Source organism: Tautonia marina (genome assembly GCF_009177065.1).
Lineage (GTDB): Bacteria > Planctomycetota > Planctomycetia > Isosphaerales > Isosphaeraceae > Tautonia > Tautonia marina.
This window is the reverse complement of the sequence record NZ_WEZF01000011.1, coordinates 218,315-238,742: the sequence shown is the minus strand read 5'-3', so window position 1 is coordinate 238,742 and position 20,428 is coordinate 218,315. Positions and strand designations below refer to the sequence as shown.

At 65.3% G+C, this 20,428-nt stretch carries 13 protein-coding genes and 1 pseudogene; 8 read left to right on the top strand and 6 right to left on the bottom strand.

Going from position 1 to position 20,428, the window contains the following annotated elements; all coding sequences use genetic code 11:
* Positions 1–139 precede the first annotated feature (139 nt).
* The gene (locus GA615_RS15175) at positions 140–2,794 is read left to right on the top strand and encodes a multicopper oxidase domain-containing protein (protein WP_161602353.1); all 2,655 of its coding nucleotides are present in this window, start codon (positions 140–142) and stop codon (positions 2,792–2,794) included.
* Positions 2,795–3,064: 270 nt separating this feature from the next.
* On the opposite strand, the gene GA615_RS15170 is transcribed toward GA615_RS15175, so the two are convergent.
* A complete protein-coding gene (locus GA615_RS15170; protein WP_152052146.1) occupies positions 3,065–4,132 on the bottom strand; it encodes a DUF1559 domain-containing protein in 1,068 nt (355 codons plus the stop codon).
* 773 nt (positions 4,133–4,905) lie between these two features.
* On the opposite strand from GA615_RS15170, the gene GA615_RS15165 reads away from it, so the two are divergent.
* Positions 4,906–5,739 (top strand): hypothetical protein, encoded by an 834-nt coding sequence (locus GA615_RS15165; protein WP_152052145.1) that lies wholly within the window; start codon positions 4,906–4,908, stop codon positions 5,737–5,739.
* 488 nt (positions 5,740–6,227) lie between these two features.
* Here the strand turns inward: GA615_RS15165 and GA615_RS15160 are convergent, their stop codons facing one another.
* Positions 6,228–7,499: a hypothetical protein gene (locus GA615_RS15160; protein WP_201750197.1), complete on the bottom strand. Its 1,272-nt coding sequence runs from the start codon at positions 7,497–7,499 to the stop codon at positions 6,228–6,230.
* Between the two features lie 403 nt (positions 7,500–7,902).
* Here GA615_RS15160 and GA615_RS15150 point away from each other — a divergent pair, with 403 nt between their 5' ends.
* Positions 7,903–8,334 carry a hypothetical protein gene (locus tag GA615_RS15150; protein ID WP_152052143.1) on the top strand — a complete coding sequence of 144 codons (432 nt, stop codon included), beginning with the start codon at positions 7,903–7,905 and terminating at the stop codon, positions 8,332–8,334.
* Between the two features lie 161 nt (positions 8,335–8,495).
* Here the strand turns inward: GA615_RS15150 and GA615_RS15145 are convergent, their stop codons facing one another.
* Entirely contained in the window at positions 8,496–9,515 is a 1,020-nt protein-coding gene (locus GA615_RS15145) for a Gfo/Idh/MocA family protein (RefSeq protein ID WP_152052142.1), read from the bottom strand.
* Between the two features lie 57 nt (positions 9,516–9,572).
* Entirely contained in the window at positions 9,573–10,988 is a 1,416-nt protein-coding gene (gene asnS, locus GA615_RS15140; protein ID WP_152052141.1) for an asparagine--tRNA ligase, read from the bottom strand.
* A 428-nt stretch (positions 10,989–11,416) separates the two neighbouring features.
* Between asnS and msrB the strand changes: the two are divergent.
* Positions 11,417–11,803 (top strand): annotated as a pseudogene (gene msrB / locus GA615_RS28730) (peptide-methionine (R)-S-oxide reductase MsrB); the annotation flags it as partial.
* A 251-nt stretch (positions 11,804–12,054) separates the two neighbouring features.
* Here msrB and GA615_RS15130 read toward each other — a convergent pair.
* Both GA615_RS15130 and GA615_RS15125 read right to left on the bottom strand, forming a co-directional pair.
* Positions 12,055–12,477 (bottom strand): lipid-A-disaccharide synthase N-terminal domain-containing protein, encoded by a 423-nt coding sequence (locus tag GA615_RS15130; protein ID WP_152052140.1) that lies wholly within the window; start codon positions 12,475–12,477, stop codon positions 12,055–12,057.
* A gap of 3 nt (positions 12,478–12,480) precedes the next feature.
* Positions 12,481–13,374: a glycosyltransferase family 2 protein gene (locus GA615_RS15125; protein ID WP_152052139.1), complete on the bottom strand. Its 894-nt coding sequence runs from the start codon at positions 13,372–13,374 to the stop codon at positions 12,481–12,483.
* A gap of 478 nt (positions 13,375–13,852) precedes the next feature.
* Here GA615_RS15125 and GA615_RS15120 point away from each other — a divergent pair, with 478 nt between their 5' ends.
* The 4 genes from GA615_RS15120 to GA615_RS15105 all read left to right on the top strand — a co-directional run bounded on the left by GA615_RS15120 (position 13,853) and on the right by GA615_RS15105 (position 20,423).
* Positions 13,853–15,607, top strand: coding sequence for a thiamine pyrophosphate-dependent enzyme (locus GA615_RS15120; protein WP_152052138.1), 1,755 nt, complete (start codon positions 13,853–13,855; stop codon positions 15,605–15,607).
* Between the two features lie 72 nt (positions 15,608–15,679).
* A complete protein-coding gene (locus GA615_RS15115; RefSeq protein ID WP_201750196.1) occupies positions 15,680–16,822 on the top strand; it encodes an enolase C-terminal domain-like protein in 1,143 nt (380 codons plus the stop codon).
* A 62-nt stretch (positions 16,823–16,884) separates the two neighbouring features.
* Entirely contained in the window at positions 16,885–19,992 is a 3,108-nt protein-coding gene (locus tag GA615_RS15110) for an FAD-binding and (Fe-S)-binding domain-containing protein (protein WP_152052137.1), read from the top strand.
* Positions 19,989–20,423, top strand: a complete 435-nt coding sequence (locus GA615_RS15105; RefSeq protein ID WP_152052136.1) for a PPC domain-containing DNA-binding protein — start codon at positions 19,989–19,991, stop codon at positions 20,421–20,423. Before GA615_RS15110 ends, GA615_RS15105 begins: the two co-directional genes overlap by 4 nt.
* The last annotated feature ends 5 nt before the right edge of the window (positions 20,424–20,428 follow it).

The following is a 20,428-nucleotide window of genomic DNA, read 5'->3' as shown; positions in this document are numbered from 1 at the left end:
ATGAGCCCCCTTTCCCTCTCTGGGCAATCTCGGCAAACCTGGAAAGTTCTTTTGAACCAGACAATTGATTTTTTAAACCGCCCATGCCATGGTTGATCCGACGTGACGGCAACGACGCTCGATGACGAGGGGAACGGCCATGCGACGAGGGACGCATCGAAGGCGGGCTTCCGGGCGGGTCCGGCGGTTCGAGTTGCTCGAACTGGAGCCGAGAGCCTTGATGACGGCGATCCTGGTGCCGGGGCAGTCGGATGGACCGCTGCATCAGCCTCCTGAGATCCGGAGCGTCGACGGCGTCCTTCGCGCCGAGGCGACGATCACCCGGGCGGGTATGCCCGGCTCGGGTCGGCCGGTGCTCTGGGGGGGCGAGCCGATCTTCTCCAACCCGAACCTCACGCCCGAGATCCCGCCCCAGTCTCCCCGGCCGAACGCCAACTTTGCGGCAGGCTATCAGTTCACCACGGCCGACGGCGTCGTCTTGCCGCCGCAGTTCCCGGCCCCGACCCTCCGCATCGAGCCGGGCGACGTGCTCGACCTGACCTTGCACAACGCCCTCGGTGACGACCCGCCGGACCCCCCGCCGCCGGCCGTCACCTATATCACGAATCTGCATGCGCACGGATTCCTTGTCAGCCCGCTCGGCGACGGCGACAACGTCTACCGCCAGATGCTCCCCGGCGGCAGCTACCGGACCCGGATCGAGGTGCCGACCACCCAGCAAGCGGGGGTCAACTGGTACCACACCCACCAGCACGGCTCGACCGCCGACCAGGTCTACGGCGGCCTCGCCGGGTTTTTCCAGGTCGGCGACGCCCTCGACCCCTGGCCGGATCTGGTCGGCAACTACGATGAGCGCCTGCTCGGCCTGACCCTGGTCAACGTCGCCATCGACCCCCAGACCGGCGAGCGGATGCCCGCGAACCTCGGCTACACCAAGCGGCAACAGCCCCCCTACGGCCAGGACTGGCAGAAACTGATCAACGGCCAGTTCAACCCCGAGATCACTCTCCGCCCCGGCGAGACGGAAATCTGGACCTTCTCCTCGATCGGCCGCAACGGCTTCTACAACCTCGGGATCGTCGATGCCAACGGCGAGAACGGCTGGGCCGGCACCGTGATCTCGCACGACGGCAACAGCCACGACCTCATCCCCCGCCCCGTTTCGCTCGCCTTGCCAACCCCGTACCTCGTCGAAGGCCCCACCTTCGTCGCCCCTGGCGCCCGCCTCACGATGGCCGTGACCGCCCCCCAGGAACCGGGCACTTACTACCTCGTCGACAACCTCGCCCCGAACATCAACCCGCTCGACACCTTCTTCGCCCTCGCCACTATTCAGGTCGAGGGCGACCCCGTCACCGAGCCCCCGCCTGTCTTCTCGCCGGTCGGCACCATCCCCGAGGTCTACCACCTCCCCCCCGACCATCAACGCACTTTCACTTTCGACATCGAAGGGAACGTCTTCACGATCAACGGCTCCGCCTTCCCCGACGGCCCGATCGTCTCGATCCAGGCCGGGCAGGTCGAGGAGTGGACCCTCGTCAACGCCTCGGGCGTCGATCATCCCTTCCACATCCATCAGACCGACTTCGCGGTCATCTCCATCAATGGCGAGCCCGTCTCCTTCGATGGTTCGGGCACTTATCCCTACGTCTCTGAGCGCGACACCATCACCATCCCCGCCAACGGCGAGGTCGTCATCCGCTGGCGGGTCACGCCCCACCTGGGCAAATATGTCTTCCACTGCCACATCCTTACGCACGAAGACGCCGGGATGATGATGTCTGTCCTCGCCGGCCCGAACGAAGACCAGCGCCGGATTGCCCTCGGTGCCGCTCGCGGCGGCGGTGGATCGGTCCTCGTCCAGGACGGCAACGGCGAGCGCGTCGGCGTCGTCAACCCCCTGCCCCGAGGCTGGACCGGCGGGGTGGCCACCGCCGTCGGCGACCTGACCAGCGACCTCGTCCAGGACATCGTCACCGCCCCGAACGCCTTCGGCGGCGGCGGTTGGATCGTCGCCTACGATGGCCAGGACCTCCGCCCGATCCTCCGCTTCCGCCCCTTCCCCGAATCGCCCCGCGCCGGCATGAACCTGGCGGTCGGCGACCTCGACCGCGACGGACGCGCCGAGATCGTCGCGGCCCGCATCGGCCCCGGGCCGAGCCTTGTCCGCATCTTCGACGCCGACGGCACCCTCCGCCGCGAACTCGTCGGCACGCTCCCCGGTCAGTTCCCCCGAGGGGTCACCATCGCCTCGGCCGATTTCAACGGCGACAATTATGACGACCTGGCGATCGGCGCCGGCCTCGGCCGCGCCCCCCTGGTCGTCGGCCTCGACGGCTACTCCCTCGGCGGCGATCCCCACACCGTTCCGGTTCGCCTCTTCGAGTTCAATGCCCCCGGCAATACCTGGTCTGGCGTGCAAGTCGCCGGCGGCTACTACGACCCGAGGACCCGCCCCGGCCTGCTGGCGAACCTCATCACCACGCCGATCCTCGGCCCCGATGCCGGCCAGGTGACCGTCTGGAATGTCGCCCGCAGCCTTGGCTCGTACCACGGCATGAGCGCTTCCCACGCTTCAGGATCTCATGACGCCTCGATGCGCCCCGCTCCCGACGCGCTCGCCACCTTCCGCCCCCTCGGCCGACGTCCCGCGCTCGGCCTCCGGCTCCAGGTCAGCCGCCTCGGTTCGCTCGGGCTCGATGCCCTCGTCGCCTGGCTCCGCCCCCATTTTCCGACTTACGTCAACATCGACGACCAGGGGACGATTCGCGACCTTCACCCCCCGCGCTCCTGAACCCTTCGCCTGGTCGTCTTGATCCTCGATGCGACACCAGGCGGCGCACAACGCGCCGCCTGGTGTCGTCAGGCCCACCGAATCATCCGTCGGTGGCCGACGATCAAGGCGACACTTCGATCGGCCAGGACGATGGCCTCGTCGTTCCTCTGGCATCAGCACTCAGTCGTCAACACGAAAAAGGGGCCACCGGTCGCACCATCGCGACCGATGACCCCTTAACGCATTCCTACCGATCGACGCCCGAAGGTGTGATCGATCGCTCAGCAATCAGAACTGGTCGGCGCTGATCACTTCGCCGCCGTTGATGGTCCCGAGGGCCCACCAGGTCGGCAGGTTGACCGTGTCCTTGACGAACCGGACCGAGCCGTCTGCCATGCAGACGTTCACGCCACCCGGGTGCAGGCTCGTCGCGTTCGACGTGCCCCACATGTCCTGGCCCCAGGTCACCCAGTCGTTGTTGCCGCAGTTCCGCGAGTTCGGCGCGCCGGTGTGCTGGTAGCCGCCGTAGTTCGAGTAGGCCGGGTAGACCCGGAACCAGCCCGAGGGCTCGTGGGCATTGCCGGTCGCCGTCGTGGTGATGGGCAGGTTCTTGCAGGCGTTGATCATCGCCAGCACGGCGTCAGGATTCCGCACGTCATTGCCGCGGCCCTGGCTCAGGCCGGTCCGGAACCAGACGCGGAGGAAATCGTTCGGGTTGTTGTTGCCGGCATTGACGCTGCCGACGCCCGAGTGGGCCGTCAGCTTCTCGCTGAACGCGGCGGTGTTGCTGGTGCCGTCGACGATCTTCGAGATCGTCACGATGCCCGCACCCCGCGCGTCTTCCGGCCAGGCCTGCCGGGTCGGGCCGAACACGCCGTTGTACCCGCGGACCGCGTGCGGGCCGCCCAGGTTCCCCACGTAGTTCGCCTGCGAGACGTTCACCATCCGTCCGTCAGACGGGCAGGCAAACGTGCCGATCTGCGTGTTGAACACCGTCGTGTTCATTGCATAAAACAGGTTGCCCTGGGCATTCGGATGCACCGCGCCGGCGTTGTAGGCCGCGTACATCGTCCCCTGCTCAATGAACTGGAGCAGCGCCAGGTGGCCGCTCGGCGTCCAACCCCAGCTATCAATCGGCGAGGGGTTGATCGACCACGGAGCAAAGCAACCGTGGGTACTTTCGTAGTTGTGCAGCGCCAGGCCGATCTGCTTCAGGTTATTCGAGCACTGCGCCCGACGGGCCGCCTCACGAGCCGACTGTACGGCCGGAAGCAACAGTGCGATGAGTACCCCGATAATCGCGATCACTACCAGCAGTTCGATCAGCGTGAAGCCGCGAGAGTGCGAACGCTTCATCAATGAATCTCCGAATGAGGAAAAGACCGACTGCGAAACATCAGAACAGAACGATTCGGGAGAACGTGAAAAGGAGACGAATCACAAGGATGTGATTGGTTGTGAAAATCATTGGAATCGATGAACGGCCGTTTGCTCATCGAACATCGACTTCAAGACGATGGAACGAGAGAGGGAGGGCGAATGCCGGCCAGTGAGCTCCGCCGGCACCGGGCCGATCCATCAAGGTGTGGTTGATGCCGCTCCGGTCGGTCCTGAAACCGACCATGCGGCACGACTCGAACAGCTTACTGTCCGCCGCCGGGTGCTTCTGGGCCGGCAGCCCCACTGACCCCTTCATGACCGCCGCCCACCGTGGCGGAATGTTCTTCGGGAGCCGTTCCGGTCTGCGTTGCTCCGGAACCACAGCCTGATATCAGGGTGAGGCAAGCCGCCAGCGAAAGTCCAACCAGAGCGCGGGACATCAATCGGTGCATCATCACTCCTCTGCGGAGAGAGGGCTGTTGATTCCCCAAAGATCGAGCGTTTGGGGATGGTGACAGGATGAACCCGGTCCATTCATTCGAAGAGGAATGCCCTGGGGTTCTCGGTCGGCCCAGCGTTTGTGCGCCTGAACCAATTGGAAAATCTAGCACCCCCTGATTTCACCTGCAAGAGGCGATTTCCTCAAATCGTCAAAAAACTCCCCGGTTTCGGGGAGAATTCTTCGAATTCGTGGGAGAAATCCTGATTGCATGAGCAGGCTTGATGTCTCCCCGATTTGGTGCCATAGAATGCCCATCAACGTTCGGGTCGCGTTTCCAGGGACTCACACGGAAAGTGATCGAATTCCGGGAGCGTTTCACGTCCTCCTGACGTGGATTCCGTCCCGATCGCCTCCGGAATTTGTGCTTAAATCGACCGATCGCCCCGATGATTTCAAGGGGGAGCCCGATTGCTGGCCCCACCTCGGTTGCCCCGGCATGGAAGGGGACGTCGATTCAAAAAATTATCACACCCGAGACGCGGCTCCCTGCGAGGCGAACACCATGAACCCGCACCCAGGCCCCGAATACGCCAACCCCCCCACCCCTGACCTGCCCACCAGTGCCCTCACCCACGGCCTGACCGCCCAGCGCCCCCTCTGCGCCGAAGAAGTCGAACGCATGCAGGTCCTCGTCGCTTCCTGGACGAGCAAAGCCATGCCTGAAACCCCTCCCGAGGAAGCCCTCATCGCCTCCGCCACCATCGAGTATGTCCGTGACCTCCGTTCCGTCGATGCCGAGGAAAGCCGCCTCAAGCCCGGCGCCCAGCAAACGCTGCGCGACTGTCGCGATCGCAAGCAACACGCCGTCCGCAGCCGCGCTCAGGAGCTCAAACACGATCCTGCCGACGTCGTCGCCGATCGTCATGAAACCGCCTTCGGCATCGACTGGATGCTTCGCCACTGGCGGCACCTTCGCGCTCGGCTTGCCTCCGGCTCGGGCTGGGCTCTAGACCACCTTGTCATTTGCCATGCACCTGCTTGGCCACGAGACCTCCCCCCCGCTCGACCGCGCCAGCGCACCGGGCCTCGTCTGGTTCCTCACCGCCGCCGCCTTCCCAAAGACCTTCCAGCCCGTCTCTGAGACGCCCGACGATAATGACGCCCACGAGCAGAAGATGATGCAACGCTTCCGCGCGCATCATCCCGAGCGTCCCACCTCCGCGACTCCGCCGACCGATTCCCGAAACGAACCCCCTTCGACGCCCTCATCCTCCCCGGGCGGTCGACGCAAACCTTTGCCCGGTCTTGAGCTTCGCAACGAGGCCGGGAGTGGCTCCTCGACGCGCGATCGGCGCACCGTGCCGCGCACCGACGCCGATCGAACCGCTCCCGACGGCCCGATCGGCCGTCCCCAGGCCACCCCCCGAGCCCCGCTCGACGGCCCGAAGACGCCATAAGCTGCCCGCAATCGCATCCCGAATCGCCTGGAAGGGGGCAGGATGGCCCCCTTCGCGCCTCCGGTCCGTCCCCTCGATTCGGCAATCGCCCCCTGGTCTTTCCTGGATTCGGGATCGCGCCGGGCAAGCTCGCCGAGGACTGCCAGGGGGCTCCACGCCTCGGCCGGGGCACCTACACGGGCAGCGGTGGGTTGGGGGCGTGCGGGTAGTTCGCAGGCGCGTAAGCGATGGCCAGTTCCGGAGTTTCCAGGGTCCGCCCCCCTTCGAATCGCGAGGTCAACGCGCGGTCGAGGATGCCGGCGGTCAACAGGGTCCGCTCGACCGGATACGTTGGTTGGCCGGTGTGGATCATCTGCTCGATGGCGTGCAGCAGGAAGGCGAAGTGGGGGTAATGCGGCTCGGTCCGCTCCTCGGCTCGGGTGGCGAGGGGCTCGGCCTCTCCCCCAAGCTGCACCGCGACCCGGCAGAAGGTCACCACCCCCTCAAGCATCAGCACCGCCCCCTGAAACCCGTCGAGGTAGTCGAACAGAAAGAGGGCCGAGCCTTCCGTTTGGAATGATTGCGGGTCGAAGCTCGACGCCTCGGGGGCCACTCGCAGGGCCGCGTCGAGCAGATCGCGCCGAACCCTTCCCTGGGCAATGGCCTCGCCGATCGCCTCGCCACTGAGACAGGCGACCGATTTGACCCCCGTCTCCCCCCCTTTGCGACGCTCAACAAAGCATTGATAGAGTTCCAGCGTATGAATCCCATAGATGTCCAGGCCCGAGTATCCGACCCCGACGGCCGCCTCCAGGTCGCTTGCCATTGGCAAGGCCAGGTCGGGCGATCGGTAGCTGAGCGGCAGCGACGAGCCGGCCATGAAGGGAATGCCGAGCCGCTGGGCCGTCTCGTACATCCAGAGCGCATCGTCCCAGGTCGGGCCGAGGTGCTTGTCGCTGAAGACCGGCACCACCCGGCCATATTTCTCGAAGGTCCGGGCGATTCCTTCAAAGAACCGCCTGCGGGGGTAGAGGTGCTGCCCCTTGTCGTTGTACGGATAGGAGCCGTGCTCCCCAATGCTGATCACCCCCTCGACCGCGATTTGGCCGGTGCCGAGCGTCAGCGCCTCCTCGATCGTCGGCACGATCGGCACGCCGTACTTGGCCGCCAGTTTCGGCCCCAGGTCGTCGGGTTCCACCTGATCCAGATAGATCGCCGAGAGGGTCAACGCCGGTCCCGGCCCTCCGTCGTTCCGCCAGCCTTGAAGAATCCGGCTCAGCAAGACATCCGCATGCAAGCCGTTGTTGTAGCGCGTGACCACCCCCGCCACCGGCTTCGGCTCGGGGCCGACCGGCCTCGCCATGGCCGATCCTGGGCAAAGCGCCGAGCCAATCGCCACGCCGGCCGACGTTCCCAGGGTTCGCAGCGCCGATCGTCGTGTCACGCGGAGGTCTTGACTCATCATGCGGTTCCTTGTTCCCTTCCTGGCCTCGTTTGCCCATTCGCCCATCCTAGCCGGGCCGAGCCGCCAGGGCCATGCCGTGTCGCGTGGCTCCGGAGCCGAGCCTCGCGGCAGTCAATCCGCGCCGATCGCTCGGTCAGATCAGACCGCCAGGGGGACGGGTATGCACTGGCGGCCGAGGGCGGCGCCGGATACGATGATTTTGATGGGACGTGTCTCTGCTCGCGAAGGGCGAGGCCGATCCGGCCATGGAAGCCCCGGCCATGCTGTGCGATGGCGCATCATGGGCGGGGTTGTTCCGTTTCCGAGGGGCCGAACCCGATCGGTGGCTGGAATTCGGTGCCGGCCTGGCGAGCGGTCGCGTTCCCGACCCGAGTGGCCTCGATCGACGAAAGCGAGGGGAACAATGAAACGGGGATCTTGGATGACGGCAGGGCTGGCGTTGCTGGCCTTTGGAATGGTGGCCATCGACACCGGCGAGGCCCGGGGGCAGTGGGCCGAGGTTTCCACCGTTCGCTACGGGCTGTTCGGTCGGCCGAGGTCGATCGAAACCCGCCTGGTACCGACCGTCAGCGTGGTTCCGACCACCACCGTGGTCTCGTCGGGCACGATCATCAGCGAGCCGGTGGTCGCCACCCGCTACGTCCAGGCCGTGCCGACGGGCTCAGTCATCGCGTCGCGGTACGTCACGTACGATCCGGGCTTGGTGCCGACGACCTACGTGAGCCGTTCCTATCCGGTGGTTTCCACCGGGGTCATCACCTCGGCGCCGGTTGTTCGGTCTTACGTGCCGACGACCGTCCGCGTGCTGGAGCCGACGGTCTACATCCTGCCCTGATTCCGTGGCAGCGATCGCGCGCACCTTTGCCTCGCCGATCGCCCCGAGATGACACGAACCGCCCCGATGATAGCCACTTCAACCCTCTCCCCGCGGGTCGGGGAGAGGGTGACCGGAGGCCGGGTGAAGGGTTCAATCCGCGTGAGAACCGCCAGCCGCCCTCACAAACCGCTCGATCCGGTCACGAGCAGGGCGGCCGACTGAATGCGGTCAAGCGTTTGCATCTGGAGCAGGCCGTCTTCGGAAGGGCCTTGGAGCGATCCGGCCCCGACGGATCGGGCGAACGAATCAACCATGCAGGCGTATTGATCGGTCCCCTCGAAGGTGAGGGTTTCGGGCACGGTGCCGTGAATGTTCGAGCCCGAATCGAACCGCAGCGCGATCGGCTCCGCAGGCGGCAGGTAGGCTTCGAGAACTTTAATCGATCCCTTCGTGCCCACCAGTTCATATTCGCAACGGAACGGGGCCTCGAAGCTGCAATCGACCAGGCCGATCACCCCGTTCGGGAAGACCAACTGCGCCGCCAGGCTGAGATCAACGCCCGACGGCCCGATCCGCTTGACCGACTGGATGGCGACTGGCTCGGCCCCGGCATAGAGGCGGCAGGTGCTTACGCCGTAGCAGCCGACATCCCAGAGCGCCCCCCCTCCCCTCGCAGGATCGGTCCGCCAGTCGGTCGGGTCGATCGAGAACGAGAACGACGACCGCACGAACCGCAGGGTGCCCAGCTCCCCGTTGCGGACGAGATCGAGCAGGGCCTTCGTGCGAGGCTGGTGCCGCCACATGAAGGCTTCCATGAGCATCACCTTGCGCGATCGGCAATGCTCGACCATCTGCTCCGCCTCGTCCGCGTTGAGGGCCATTGGCTTCTCGCAGAGGACGTGCTTGCCGGCGTCGGCCGCGCGCAAGACCCAGGGCAAGTGCAGCTCGTTGGGCAGGGGGATGTACACGGCATCGACGTTCGGGTCATCGAGCACGCCTTGATACGATCCGTAAGAGGCCGGAATCCCGAACTCCTCGGCCCACGAGCGCGCCAGCCCCTCGTTCCGACTGCCGAGCGCCTGCACGGTGCCGAACTGCGAGGCGTTGATGCCCGGCACCAGCCCCTGGCGGGTGATCCGGGCACAGCCGAGAATGCCCCAGCGGAGCGGTTGGATAGGAGTGTCGGGAGTGGTGGACATCTGCGAGCAGGCTCCGGCAAGGTCAGAAAATCAAATCGTGTGGGATTGTTATTGTTTTCAGAAATCGGCGTTGCCGGGGGTCCGGGGGAAGGGGATGACATCCCGGATGTTGGCCATGCCCGTCACGTACTGAATGGTCCGCTCAAAACCGAGACCGAACCCCGCGTGCGGGACGGTGCCGTAGCGGCGCAGGTCGCGATACCACGAGTAGGCGGCGGGGTCGAGGTGATGCTCGGCCAGTCGGGCGTCGAGCACCTCCAACCGCTCCTCGCGCTGACTGCCGCCGATGATCTCGCCGATGCCGGGGGCAAGCACGTCCATCGCGGCCACGGTGCGGCCGTCGTCGTTCAATCGCATGTAGAAGGCCTTGATGTCCTTCGGGTAATTCATGACGACGACTGGGCGGCCGACCAGTTCTTCGGTCAGGTAGCGTTCGTGTTCCGACTGGAGGTCGATCCCCCACTGAACCGGGAACTCGAATTTCTTCCCCTTGGCGATGGCCGCTTCGAGCGCGGTAATCGCATCGGTGTAATCCATGCGCTCGAAGCTGGAGCTGATGAACGCCTCCACCCGATTGATGCAATCCTTGTCGATCCGTTCCGCGAAGAACCGCATGTCGTCGGCCCGTTCGTCGAGCAAGGTCCGGAAGATCGACTTGAGGAAATCCTCGGCCAGATCGGCGTTGGCGGCCAAATCGGCAAAGGCGATCTCCGGCTCGATCATCCAGAACTCGGCCAGGTGTCTCGTTGTGTTCGAGTTCTCGGCGCGGAATGTCGGGCCGAAGGTGTAGACCTTGCTCAACGCCAGGCAATACGCCTCGACATTGAGCTGGCCCGAGACGGTCAGAAAGCTTGGTTTGCCGAAGAAGTCCTCGCCAAAGTCGATGCCGCCCCCCTCGGCCCGGGGCAGATTGGCCAGGTCGAGCGTCGAGACCCGGAACATCGCCCCGGCCCCCTCGGCGTCGCTGGCGGTGATGATCGGCGTGTGAACCCAGAAAAACCCGTGCTCATGAAAGTAGCGATGCACGGCCATCGACAGCGTGTGCCGGACCCGAGCAATCGCCCCGAAGGTGTTCGTCCTCGGCCGCAGGTGGGCGACCGTGCGGAGGAACTCGAACGTATGCCGCTTGGCCGAGACGGGGTAGGTGTCCGGGTCGTCCACCGTGCCGACGACCTCGACCCGATCGGCCTTCACCTCAACCGTCTGTCCCTTCCCTTGCGACGGCACCAGCGTTCCCTCGACCACCACGGCGCATCCGGTGGTCAGGTGGGCAATTTCCTCGGCGTAGTTGGGCAAGGTGGCCTCGGCCACGACCTGCACCGGGTCGAAGCACGAACCGTCGTGCACCTGAAGGAACGACAGGCCCGCCTTCGAGTCGCGCCGGGTCCGAATCCAACCGGCGAGGGTCACGGTCGAGCCGGTCGAGACATCGCCGGCCAGGAGGCTTCGGATCGCAGTCGAGGAAGTGGGCATGATGGCTCGCGTCGGCTCGGCGTCCAGGGCGTTCGGCAGCCCCTCGGGGCGTCGAAGGGCTCGGCTTGGGGGTCGAAGGTGACATTATCGTCGCGAGACCCCCGGCTGTCCATCGGCGGGGAAATGCCCTTGCCGATCCTTTGCCGGTCGAGCGGTCTTGCCTGTCTCGGCGTGTCGTTGGAGTTTCGGTCGATTGGCCGATGCGGGGTCATTAGAATACAACAGTGGGGAGATCACCCCGAGATGACTGTCTCATCCCGCAACGGAGGATCATGATGACGACGCGATTCCTGGCTGTCGGAGCTGCCGTGCTGGTGGTTGCCGCGCTGGCGGGCGTCCAGGCCGGAGGGGACGAGCCGAAGGGTTCTCAGGCCCCTGGCCAATCCGCTCCGAAATCCAAGACGACGCCGACCAAAGGAACCAGGGTCATGAAAACCGACGCCGAGTGGCGACAGCTCCTCACCGATCAGGAATATTACGTCACCCGACGCAAAGGGACCGAGCCGGCCTTCTCGGGCCGCTACTGGAACCATCACGGCGACGGCTACTACCGATGCGTCTGCTGCAACACGGTCCTGTTCGACTCGAAGACGAAGTTCGAGTCCGGCACCGGCTGGCCGAGCTTCTACGCACCGGTGAGCAAGGCCGTGGTCAAAACCGAGACCGACCGCAGCAACTTCATGATCCGCACCGAGGTGCTGTGCCGGGTCTGCGATGCCCACCTCGGCCACGTCTTCAGGGACGGCCCGAGGCCGACCGGCCTGCGGTTCTGCATGAACTCCGCCTCGCTCAAGTTCCAGGACCGCGCCCAGGCCGAGGCCGAAGCCGCCGCCAAGGCCGTGCTTGAATCGGACCCGCAGCCCGATCCCTCGGCCGAACCGACCGACGAAGCAGGGAACGAGTCGAACTCTGAGCCGACCCCGAACGCTCCGAAGCCGCAGTCCTGAGGACCCCCGCCAACTCAGCCCGGATCACCCTCTTTGATCCTGCAAAGCTTCGCGGGATTGCCCATCTTGGCCAATCCCGCGCAGTGCCCGGTGATTATCGCCCGAGGTCCGTGCCGGGCTCAGGCGGCCCGATCGACCGGCAGCGAAGATTCGATTCGGGAGGCATTGGGAACGGGAGGGGGGGCCGCTGCGTGGGCGCGGACGTCGGCCGAGCGGCTCCCGTCGGCCGGCAGCGATGACGAGGAGGTGGAAGTCCGATCGCGCCGGGCCTGGGCGATCAGGTACAGGTTGCGGGTGTAGATCAGGACGCCGACCGCCTGGCCGACGACGATCACCGGGTCTTTCTTGTGAATGGCGTAGGAAAGCAGCGTCAGGCCGCCGGCGAGGCTGAACCACCAGAAGGCGATGGGCACGACCGAGTCTCTCCGGCGTTCGGAGGCGACCCACTGCACCAGGAACCGCGAGGTAAAGGCAAGCTGGCCGGCGAAGCCGACGCCGAGCCAGATTGCATCGGTCGAGCTGTACGCCTCGAACCACGACATGCCTCAAGCCTCCTGCCTGGCCAAGTTCGCCTGAGATGGGGCGGCGGGCTGCGGGGGCTGCGACGACGTCGAGGCCACCTCGAACCGTACCGGCCGGCGCATCAGCCAGGCCACTCCGAACAAGTCGACAATCACCCGGATCGACCGATTGCGCAAGGAATAATGCGATTGCCCGTGCGGCCTCGGACGGTGCCCGACCGGCTCTTGCCGGATCGCGCAGCCCTCTCGAAGCAGGAGCGGGCCGAAAAATCGGTGCGACCCCTGAAACATCGGCAGGCGGAGGGCGACGGCTCGGGGAAAAATCCGGACCGAGCAGCCGGTATCGCGGATTGACTGGCCGAGCACGGCGTTACGGACCCGGTTGGCCCATCGGCTAATCTGGCGTTTTGTCCAGACGTCCTCACGTTTGCGACGCCAGCCAAGAACGGCATCGAAGCCGGGCAGGAGGTCCCAGAAGCGGGCCAGGTCCCCCGGATCATTCTGAAGGTCGGCGTCGAGCGTGGCGACATACGCCCCCCTCGCCTCGCGGAATCCGGCGACGATGGCCGCCGACTGGCCCACGTTCGAGGCCATGCGAATCGACCGCAGCTCAGGATACCGAACGGAAAGCCGGGTCAGAACTTCCGGCGTTTCGTCGGTCGAGGCGTCGTCGACGAGGATGATCTCGAAGCCGTCGAGCCGATGGCCGTCGTCGGGCGATCGGCCGACGAGCGGCCGGAAGGCCTGGGCGATCTCGTCGAACAGGGTCGGGAGCGCCTCGGCCTCGTTTCGGGCCGGGACAACGATCGAGAGGCTGATCGTCGCCGAAGGCCCCTGCCCTGCGGCTCCGGCCGAGACGGTCGGCAGGTGGGTGGATCCCCCGGGGCGGTGCGACGGGTCGGGCCTGATCGGCGACATCGGAGGGCCTCCCTGCCTCTTTGGCCTGAAACGGGACGGCGAACCGCCCTCGCTCACGATCGGATGACGGACCATCCTGGCCCGTAACAATTCGGGCGTTATGGCACGAACGGCGCGATGCGTCCAGCCCAGATCGTCGAGCTGAAGGAACGCCGATCGATCCATGACCAGCCTGGTCACGCTGGTCGCAAAACCCTTTGCACACGTTGACGGATCGCATGGGCCGAACACCCAACACGGACATATCCCTGCGACGAGTCCGATCGGTCGCCATCGCCCTGGAACCGAGGGAGGCCAACCTGGGCTCGAACCACACCTTCTGCTTCGCAGGGGGGCAGTCTGGAACACGACCCGGGAGGACTGCCGGATTCGATGCGATTGCGGTGCGGTTGGCACCGATCATGCGGGTTGTTCTGACATGCCGGGTCTCCATCGAAGTTCTCGAATCGAACCAGCACATCTCAGGGGGCATGAACTCATGGCCAAAACCACTGGTGAAATTCTTGTTGATCGTCTGATTGAGTGGGGTGTCGATACGATCTTTGGGATGCCCGGGGATGGCATCAACGGGATCTTCGAGGCCCTTCGACTGGTCCAGGACAAGATCCGGTTCATTCAGGTCCGCCACGAGGAGTCGGCGGCCTTCATGGCGACCTCCTATGCCAAGTTCACCGGCCGGCTGGGGGTCTGCATGGCCACCAGTGGGCCGGGGGCCATCCACCTGCTCAACGGCCTCTACGACGCGAAGCTCGATCACGCCCCGGTCCTGGCCATCACCGGCCACACCTTCCACGACCAGATCGGGATGCAGTATCAGCAAGAAATCGACATCATGACCCTGTTCAAGGACGTGGCCGCCTATAACGTTATGATCATGGGTGCCCGCCACGCTGAGGCGGTCGTCGATGCCGCCTGCCGCTCGGCCCTCAACTCCCGAACCGTGGCCCACCTGACCTGCCCGGTCGACATGCAGGACTGGACGGTGGACGACGACCCGAAGTCGATGAAGAATGTCCCCGGCCACACCTCGAAGAACTGGAGGCCGCCGATCGTCGTCCCCCACCGGGCGCAGATCGAGGCCGCCGCCGAGGTCATCAACTCCGGCAAAAAGGTCGCGATCCTTTGCGGCCAGGGGGCCCGGGGTGCCGGCGACGAGCTGGAGCAAATCGCCGAGATGCTCGGCGCCCCGATCATCAAGGCCCTGCTCGGCAAAGACGTCGTCCCCGACGACTCGCCGTACACGACCGGTGGTATCGGCCTGCTCGGCACGCTCCCCTCTGAGAAGGCCATCGAGGACTGCGACACCCTGTTCCTGGTTGGCACGGGCATGCCATACCTGAACTGGTACCCTGAGCCCGGCCAGGCCCGCGCCGTGCAAATTGACATCGACCCATCGCGTATTGGCCTGCGCTACCCGGTCGAGGTCGGCCTGGCTGGCGACGCCAGGGCGACGCTCGGCGAGCTGATCCCGATGCTCAAACGCAAGGAAAGTCGCAAATACTTCGACAAGGTCATGTCCTATCGCAAGGAGTGGGACGACCGGATGCAGACCTACCGGGAGATGCAAGACGAGCCGATGAAGCCGCAGGTCCTCGCCTCGACCGTCAGCGACCTGCTCAAGGATAACGCGATCGTCACGACCGACTCGGGCACGATCACCACCTGGGCGGCTCGACATATCACGATGCGCAAGGGGATGCGGTTCTCCCTCTCCGGCACGCTGGCGACGATGGCTCCCGCCCTGCCCTACGCGATTGCCGCCCAGGCGGCCTATCCCGACCGCCAGGTCGTCGCCTTCGCCGGCGACGGCAGCTTCACCCAGCTCATGGGCGACTTCGCCACGGCCGTCAAGTACGACCTGCCGATCAAGGTCGTCATCGTCAAGAATAATTACCTCGGTCAGATCAAGTGGGAGCAAATCGTTTTCCTTGGCAACCCTGAGTTCGCTGTCGACTTGCACCCGATCGACTTCGCCAAGTTCGCCGAGGCTTGCGGCGGCGAGGGCTATCGCTGCGAGCGTCCGGACGAGGTTCGCCCAGCGCTCGAAGCCGCCTTCGCCTCGAACAAGCCGGCCATCGTCGAGGCGACGGTCGACCAGTTCACCCCGCCGATGCCCGCTCAGGCGACCCCCGATCAGGCCCTCAAGTTCACCAAGGGACTGCTGCGCGGCCAGCCCGACGCGACCGAGATCGTCAGCACCGTCATGAAGGATAAGGTCCGAGAACTGATCTGAGGGAGGATCGGAATGGTCCCGAGTGCCCGTCCGGCTCGTTGTGTGCCGGGCGGGCATGCCAAAGTGTTCGAGATGAGTCATGTTCGTGTTATGAACGATCTGCAAGGGCCTGTGCAATGCCTCGACCTGAACACCCGGATCGATCGTCTGAGTGCCTGGGCCTACCGGATTCCCACCGAGACGCCCGAGTCGGATGGCACCCTGACATGGGACGCGACGACGATGGTGCTGGTCGAGGTCTCGGCCGCCGGTCAGACGGGCATTGGATATACGTATAGCGATGCATCGGCCGCTGACGTGTGCCGCCGGGTGCTCGGCCCGGCTGTCTCGGGGCAGGATGCCATGCAAATCCCTTCGTGCTGGCAGGCCATGCGCCTGGCGGTGCGGAACATGGGACGCTCGGGGATCGCGGCCACGGCGATCTCGGCGGTGGATGTTGCCCTCTGGGACCTGAAGGGGCGGCTGCTGGGCGTCTCGCTGTCGGATCTGATCGGCCTGAGCCGATCGAGCATCCCCGCGTATGCGAGCGGCGGGTTCACGTCGCAGACCCCGGACGAATTGAGGACTCAGCTCGGCGGCTGGGCGGCCGAGGGCTATGCGATGGTCAAGATGAAGGTCGGCCGCGATCCCGAGACCGACGTCGGGCGCGTCCGGGCCGCCCGCGAGGCGATTGGCCCGGAGGTCGCCCTGTTCGTCGATGCCAACGGGGCCTATTCACGGAAACAGGCGCTTTCCCTCGCCGAATCGTTCGGCGAGCAGGGGGTCTGTTACTTCGAGGAACCGGTGTCGTCGGACGATCGGGAAGGGCTCGCGATGCTTCGCAACCGAGTGCCGGCCCGCATGGACATTGCCGCGGGTGAGTATGCGTTCGATGAGTTTGACATGCTGCAGCTCTTGCGGGATGGCGCCGTCGATCTCCTGCAGGCCGACGCCACCCGCTGCCTGGGGATCTCCGGGTTCCTCCGGGCCGGCGTGCTGGCCGAGACGTTCCAGGTCCCCCTCTCGGCTCACTGCGCCCCGAGCCTGCACTCCCCGCTCTGCTGTGCCGTGGTGGGCGCGGTGCATGCGGAAGATTTCTTCGATCACGCTCGCATCGAAACCCGGGTGTTCGAGGGCGCCCCGAGGCCCGATCGCGGGGTCCTCCGCCCCGATCGGACGCGGCCCGGCCTGGGCCTGGAGTTCAGGCGGGCCGACGCCGAACCCTTCGCGATCTGACCCGGAGCTCTCGGGCTGAGACGCCGGATCATCCGTCACGCCGAGCCGGAGAACTTATTGCAATGTCGATCAATTCGACCTCGACCCCAGACGTTCAGATCGGTGCCGGACCGGATTCCTATGCCAGGGAGGTCGACATTCGAGGCCTGGAGCGCACCTTGCTCGACCGTGTCGACGGCGAGGTCCGCTTCGATGCCGGCAGCCGAGCCCTCTATGCCTCGGATGGTTCGAATTATCGGCATGTCCCCATCGGCGTCGTGGTCCCCCGGACCCTGGACGCTGTGATCGAGACCATAACCGCGTGCCGGTATTACGGGGTCCCGATCGTCGGCCGAGGGGGTGGGACGTCGCTCACGGGGAGTGTGATCGGCGTCGCAGTGATCGTGGATTTCTCGAAGTACCTCAACCGAACGAACTGGATCGACGTCGAGGCCCGGCGGGCCAGCGTGCAACCGGGGAAGGTCTATGACCACCTGAACGACGAGCTGAAGCCGTGCGGATTGATCTTCCCGCCCGACACATCGACGCACGAGTACAACGCGATCGGTGGCATGCTCGGGAATAATTCCTGCGGCGTGCACTCGATCATGGGGAAAGGGACCGGCCGCACGTCGGATCAGGTGCATGAGCTGGACGTCTTGACATACGACGGAGCCAGGATGACCGTGGGCCCAACAAGCGACGAGGAGTATGACCGCATCGTCGCCAGGGGCGGTCGCAAGGCCGAGATCTACCGGAAACTGCGACGACTGCGCGACAAGTATGCCGATCTGATCCGGGAACGCTATCCGAAGATCCCGCGGCGGGTGTCGGGCTATAACCTCGACGACCTCCTGCCGGAGAAGGGGTTCCATGTGGCCCGGTCGCTCGTCGGGTCGGAGGGGACGTGTGTGACGATCCTCGGCGCGACGCTCGAGCTGGTGCAGAATCCGCTGCATCGTGCGTTGCTGGTGCTCGGCTATCGGAGCATCTACGAGGCCGCGGACCATGTGATGGCGATCATGGAGTACGGCCCGGTCGGCCTTGAGGGAATTGATCAGATTCTGCACGATGACATGCTGAAGAAGGATATGAACGTCGAGGATGTAGCCCACCTCCCGAAGGGCAACGGCTGGCTGCTCGCCGAGTTCGGCGGGGAGACGGATGAGGAGGCCGTTTCCAAGGCAGAGGCGGTGAAGCGGGCGTTGCAGGCCAGGCGGGACCGTCCGGCGATGAAGGTGGTGTCCGATCCGGACGAGCAGCATCTCATCTGGCACCTCCGGGAGTCGGGGCTGGGGGCCACGGCCCGGGTCCCCGGCCTGCCCGATACCTGGGAAGGGTGGGAAGATGCGGCGGTCGCCCCCGAGGTCCTGGGTGACTATCTCCGCGATTTCCGGGAGTTGCTCAACCGATATGAGTATCACGGGGCGTTGTACGGGCATTTCGGCCAGGGATGCGTGCACACGCGAATCACCTTTGACTTTTCCAATCCCGAAGGAGTCCGGACCTACCGGTCGTTCCTCGATTCGGCCGCCGACCTGATCGCCCGTTACAAGGGCTCGTTCACGGGAGAGCATGGCGACGGCCAGTCCAAGTCGGCCATGCTGCCGAAGATGTTCGGCCCCGAGCTGGTCCAGGCCTTCCGGGAGTTCAAGTCGATCTGGGACCCGATGGGGAAGATGAACCCCGGGAAGGTTGTCGATCCGTTCGCGCCCGACGAGGCCCTCCGGCTCGGGCCGAATTACCGGCCCGACGACCCGCCCACCATCTTCAAATACACGGAGGATCACGGGAGCCTGGCCTATGCGACCGAGCGGTGCGTGGGGGTGGGTAAGTGCCGGAAGGACACGGGGACGATGTGCCCGAGCTACATGGTGACTCGCGAGGAGAAGCACTCCACTCGCGGTCGGGCCCACCTGCTGAACGAGATGCTCCGGGGCGAGACCATCGAGGGCGGCTTCCAGAGCGAGGAGGTCAAGGAGGCGCTCGAACTTTGCCTGGCGTGCAAGGCGTGCAAGAACGAATGCCCGATGAGCGTGGACATGGCCACGTACAAGGCGGAATTCACGTATCATCATTACAAGGGGCGGTTGCGCCCGAGGGCGGCGTATTCGATGGGGTTGATCCACTGGTGGGCTCGTGTCGCCTCGGCCGCCCCGAACCTGGCCAACGCCCTGGCCCAGGCCCCGGGGATCGGCAAGCTGGCCCAGGCGATGGGGGGGATCACGACCCATCGGGAGATGCCGGCGTTTGCGCCGTTCACCTTTCGCCAGTGGTGGGCGAGACGGCCCCCCCGGAACGTGGGCAAGTCGCCGGTGATCCTCTGGGCCGACACCTTCAACAACCATTTCCACCCGCAGACGGCGATTGCGGCCGTCGAGGTGCTGGAGCATGCCGGGTTCGAGGTCCTGTCGCCCCGGACTCCCCTTTGTTGCGGCAGGCCGCTGTATGACTTTGGGTTCCTGGAAACGGCGCAAGGGATGCTCAAGCAGATCCTGAGCACGCTCCACGACGAGATCCGGGCCGGGATCCCAATTGTCGGGCTGGAGCCAAGCTGCGTCTCCGTCTTCCGCGATGAGATGATGGAACTGTTCCCACGCGATCACCTGGCCCGATCGCTCTCCAAACAGACCTTCACGCTGGGAGAGTTCTTACGCGATGGCGCAAACGGTTATGAACCTCCGCAGCTAAACCTCAAGGCGATCTTGCACGGCCACTGCCATCACGAGGCGATCATGGGCCTGGAGTCGGAGATGGAGGTCCTGGCCCACACCGGGCTCGACTTCGACCGGCTCGATTCGGGATGTTGCGGCCTGGCGGGATCGTTCGGCTACGAGCCGGAAAAATACGAGGTTTCTGTGGGAGCCGGAGAACGAGTGCTCGCGCCGAAGGTACGCGAGGCCGCCCCGATGGATCTGGTCATCGCCGACGGGTTCAGTTGTCGGCAGCAGGTGGCCCACCTGACGGACCGCGGGGCCCTGCACACCGCCCAGGTGTTGCAGATGGCCTTGCACGAAGGGCCGGACGGACCTCGCAGGCCGTTCCCCGAGCGGGCGTATGAACCGCTCGGGCATTGGAACCCGACGCCGCAATGGGCACCCCTGGCCGTGGCTACGGGGGCCGCGGTCCTGTTCGGCGGGGCACTGGGTGGTGCCCTGGCCTACGCGCTCTCGGAGGATCAAGGCCGATGAAACACAAGCTCTTGCATGAAGATCACGGATTGCGCACGTATGCGTTGATCTTTGAGACGGGCGACGAGGTGATGTCGGGCTTGCTCGATTTCGCTCGCTCGATGGATCTGCGCGGTTCCCGGATCACCGCGATCGGCGCGCTTCAGGAGGCGACACTCGCCTATTTCCACTGGGAGTCGAAGGAATACGAGCCGATCCCAGTCCGCGAGCAGACCGAGGTCCTCTCTCTGCTGGGCGACATAGCGCTTGATGGCGAGGAACCGGCCGTGCACGTCCACGTCGTGCTCGGACGTCGCGACGGCTCGACGGTCGGCGGGCACCTGAAATCGGGTCGGGTCCGCCCGACGCTCGAGGTCATTATCGACGAGCAGCCAGAGCACCTGCACAAGGTGCCCGACCGGGAGTCGGGCCTGGCCTTGATCCGGCCTTGATGGCC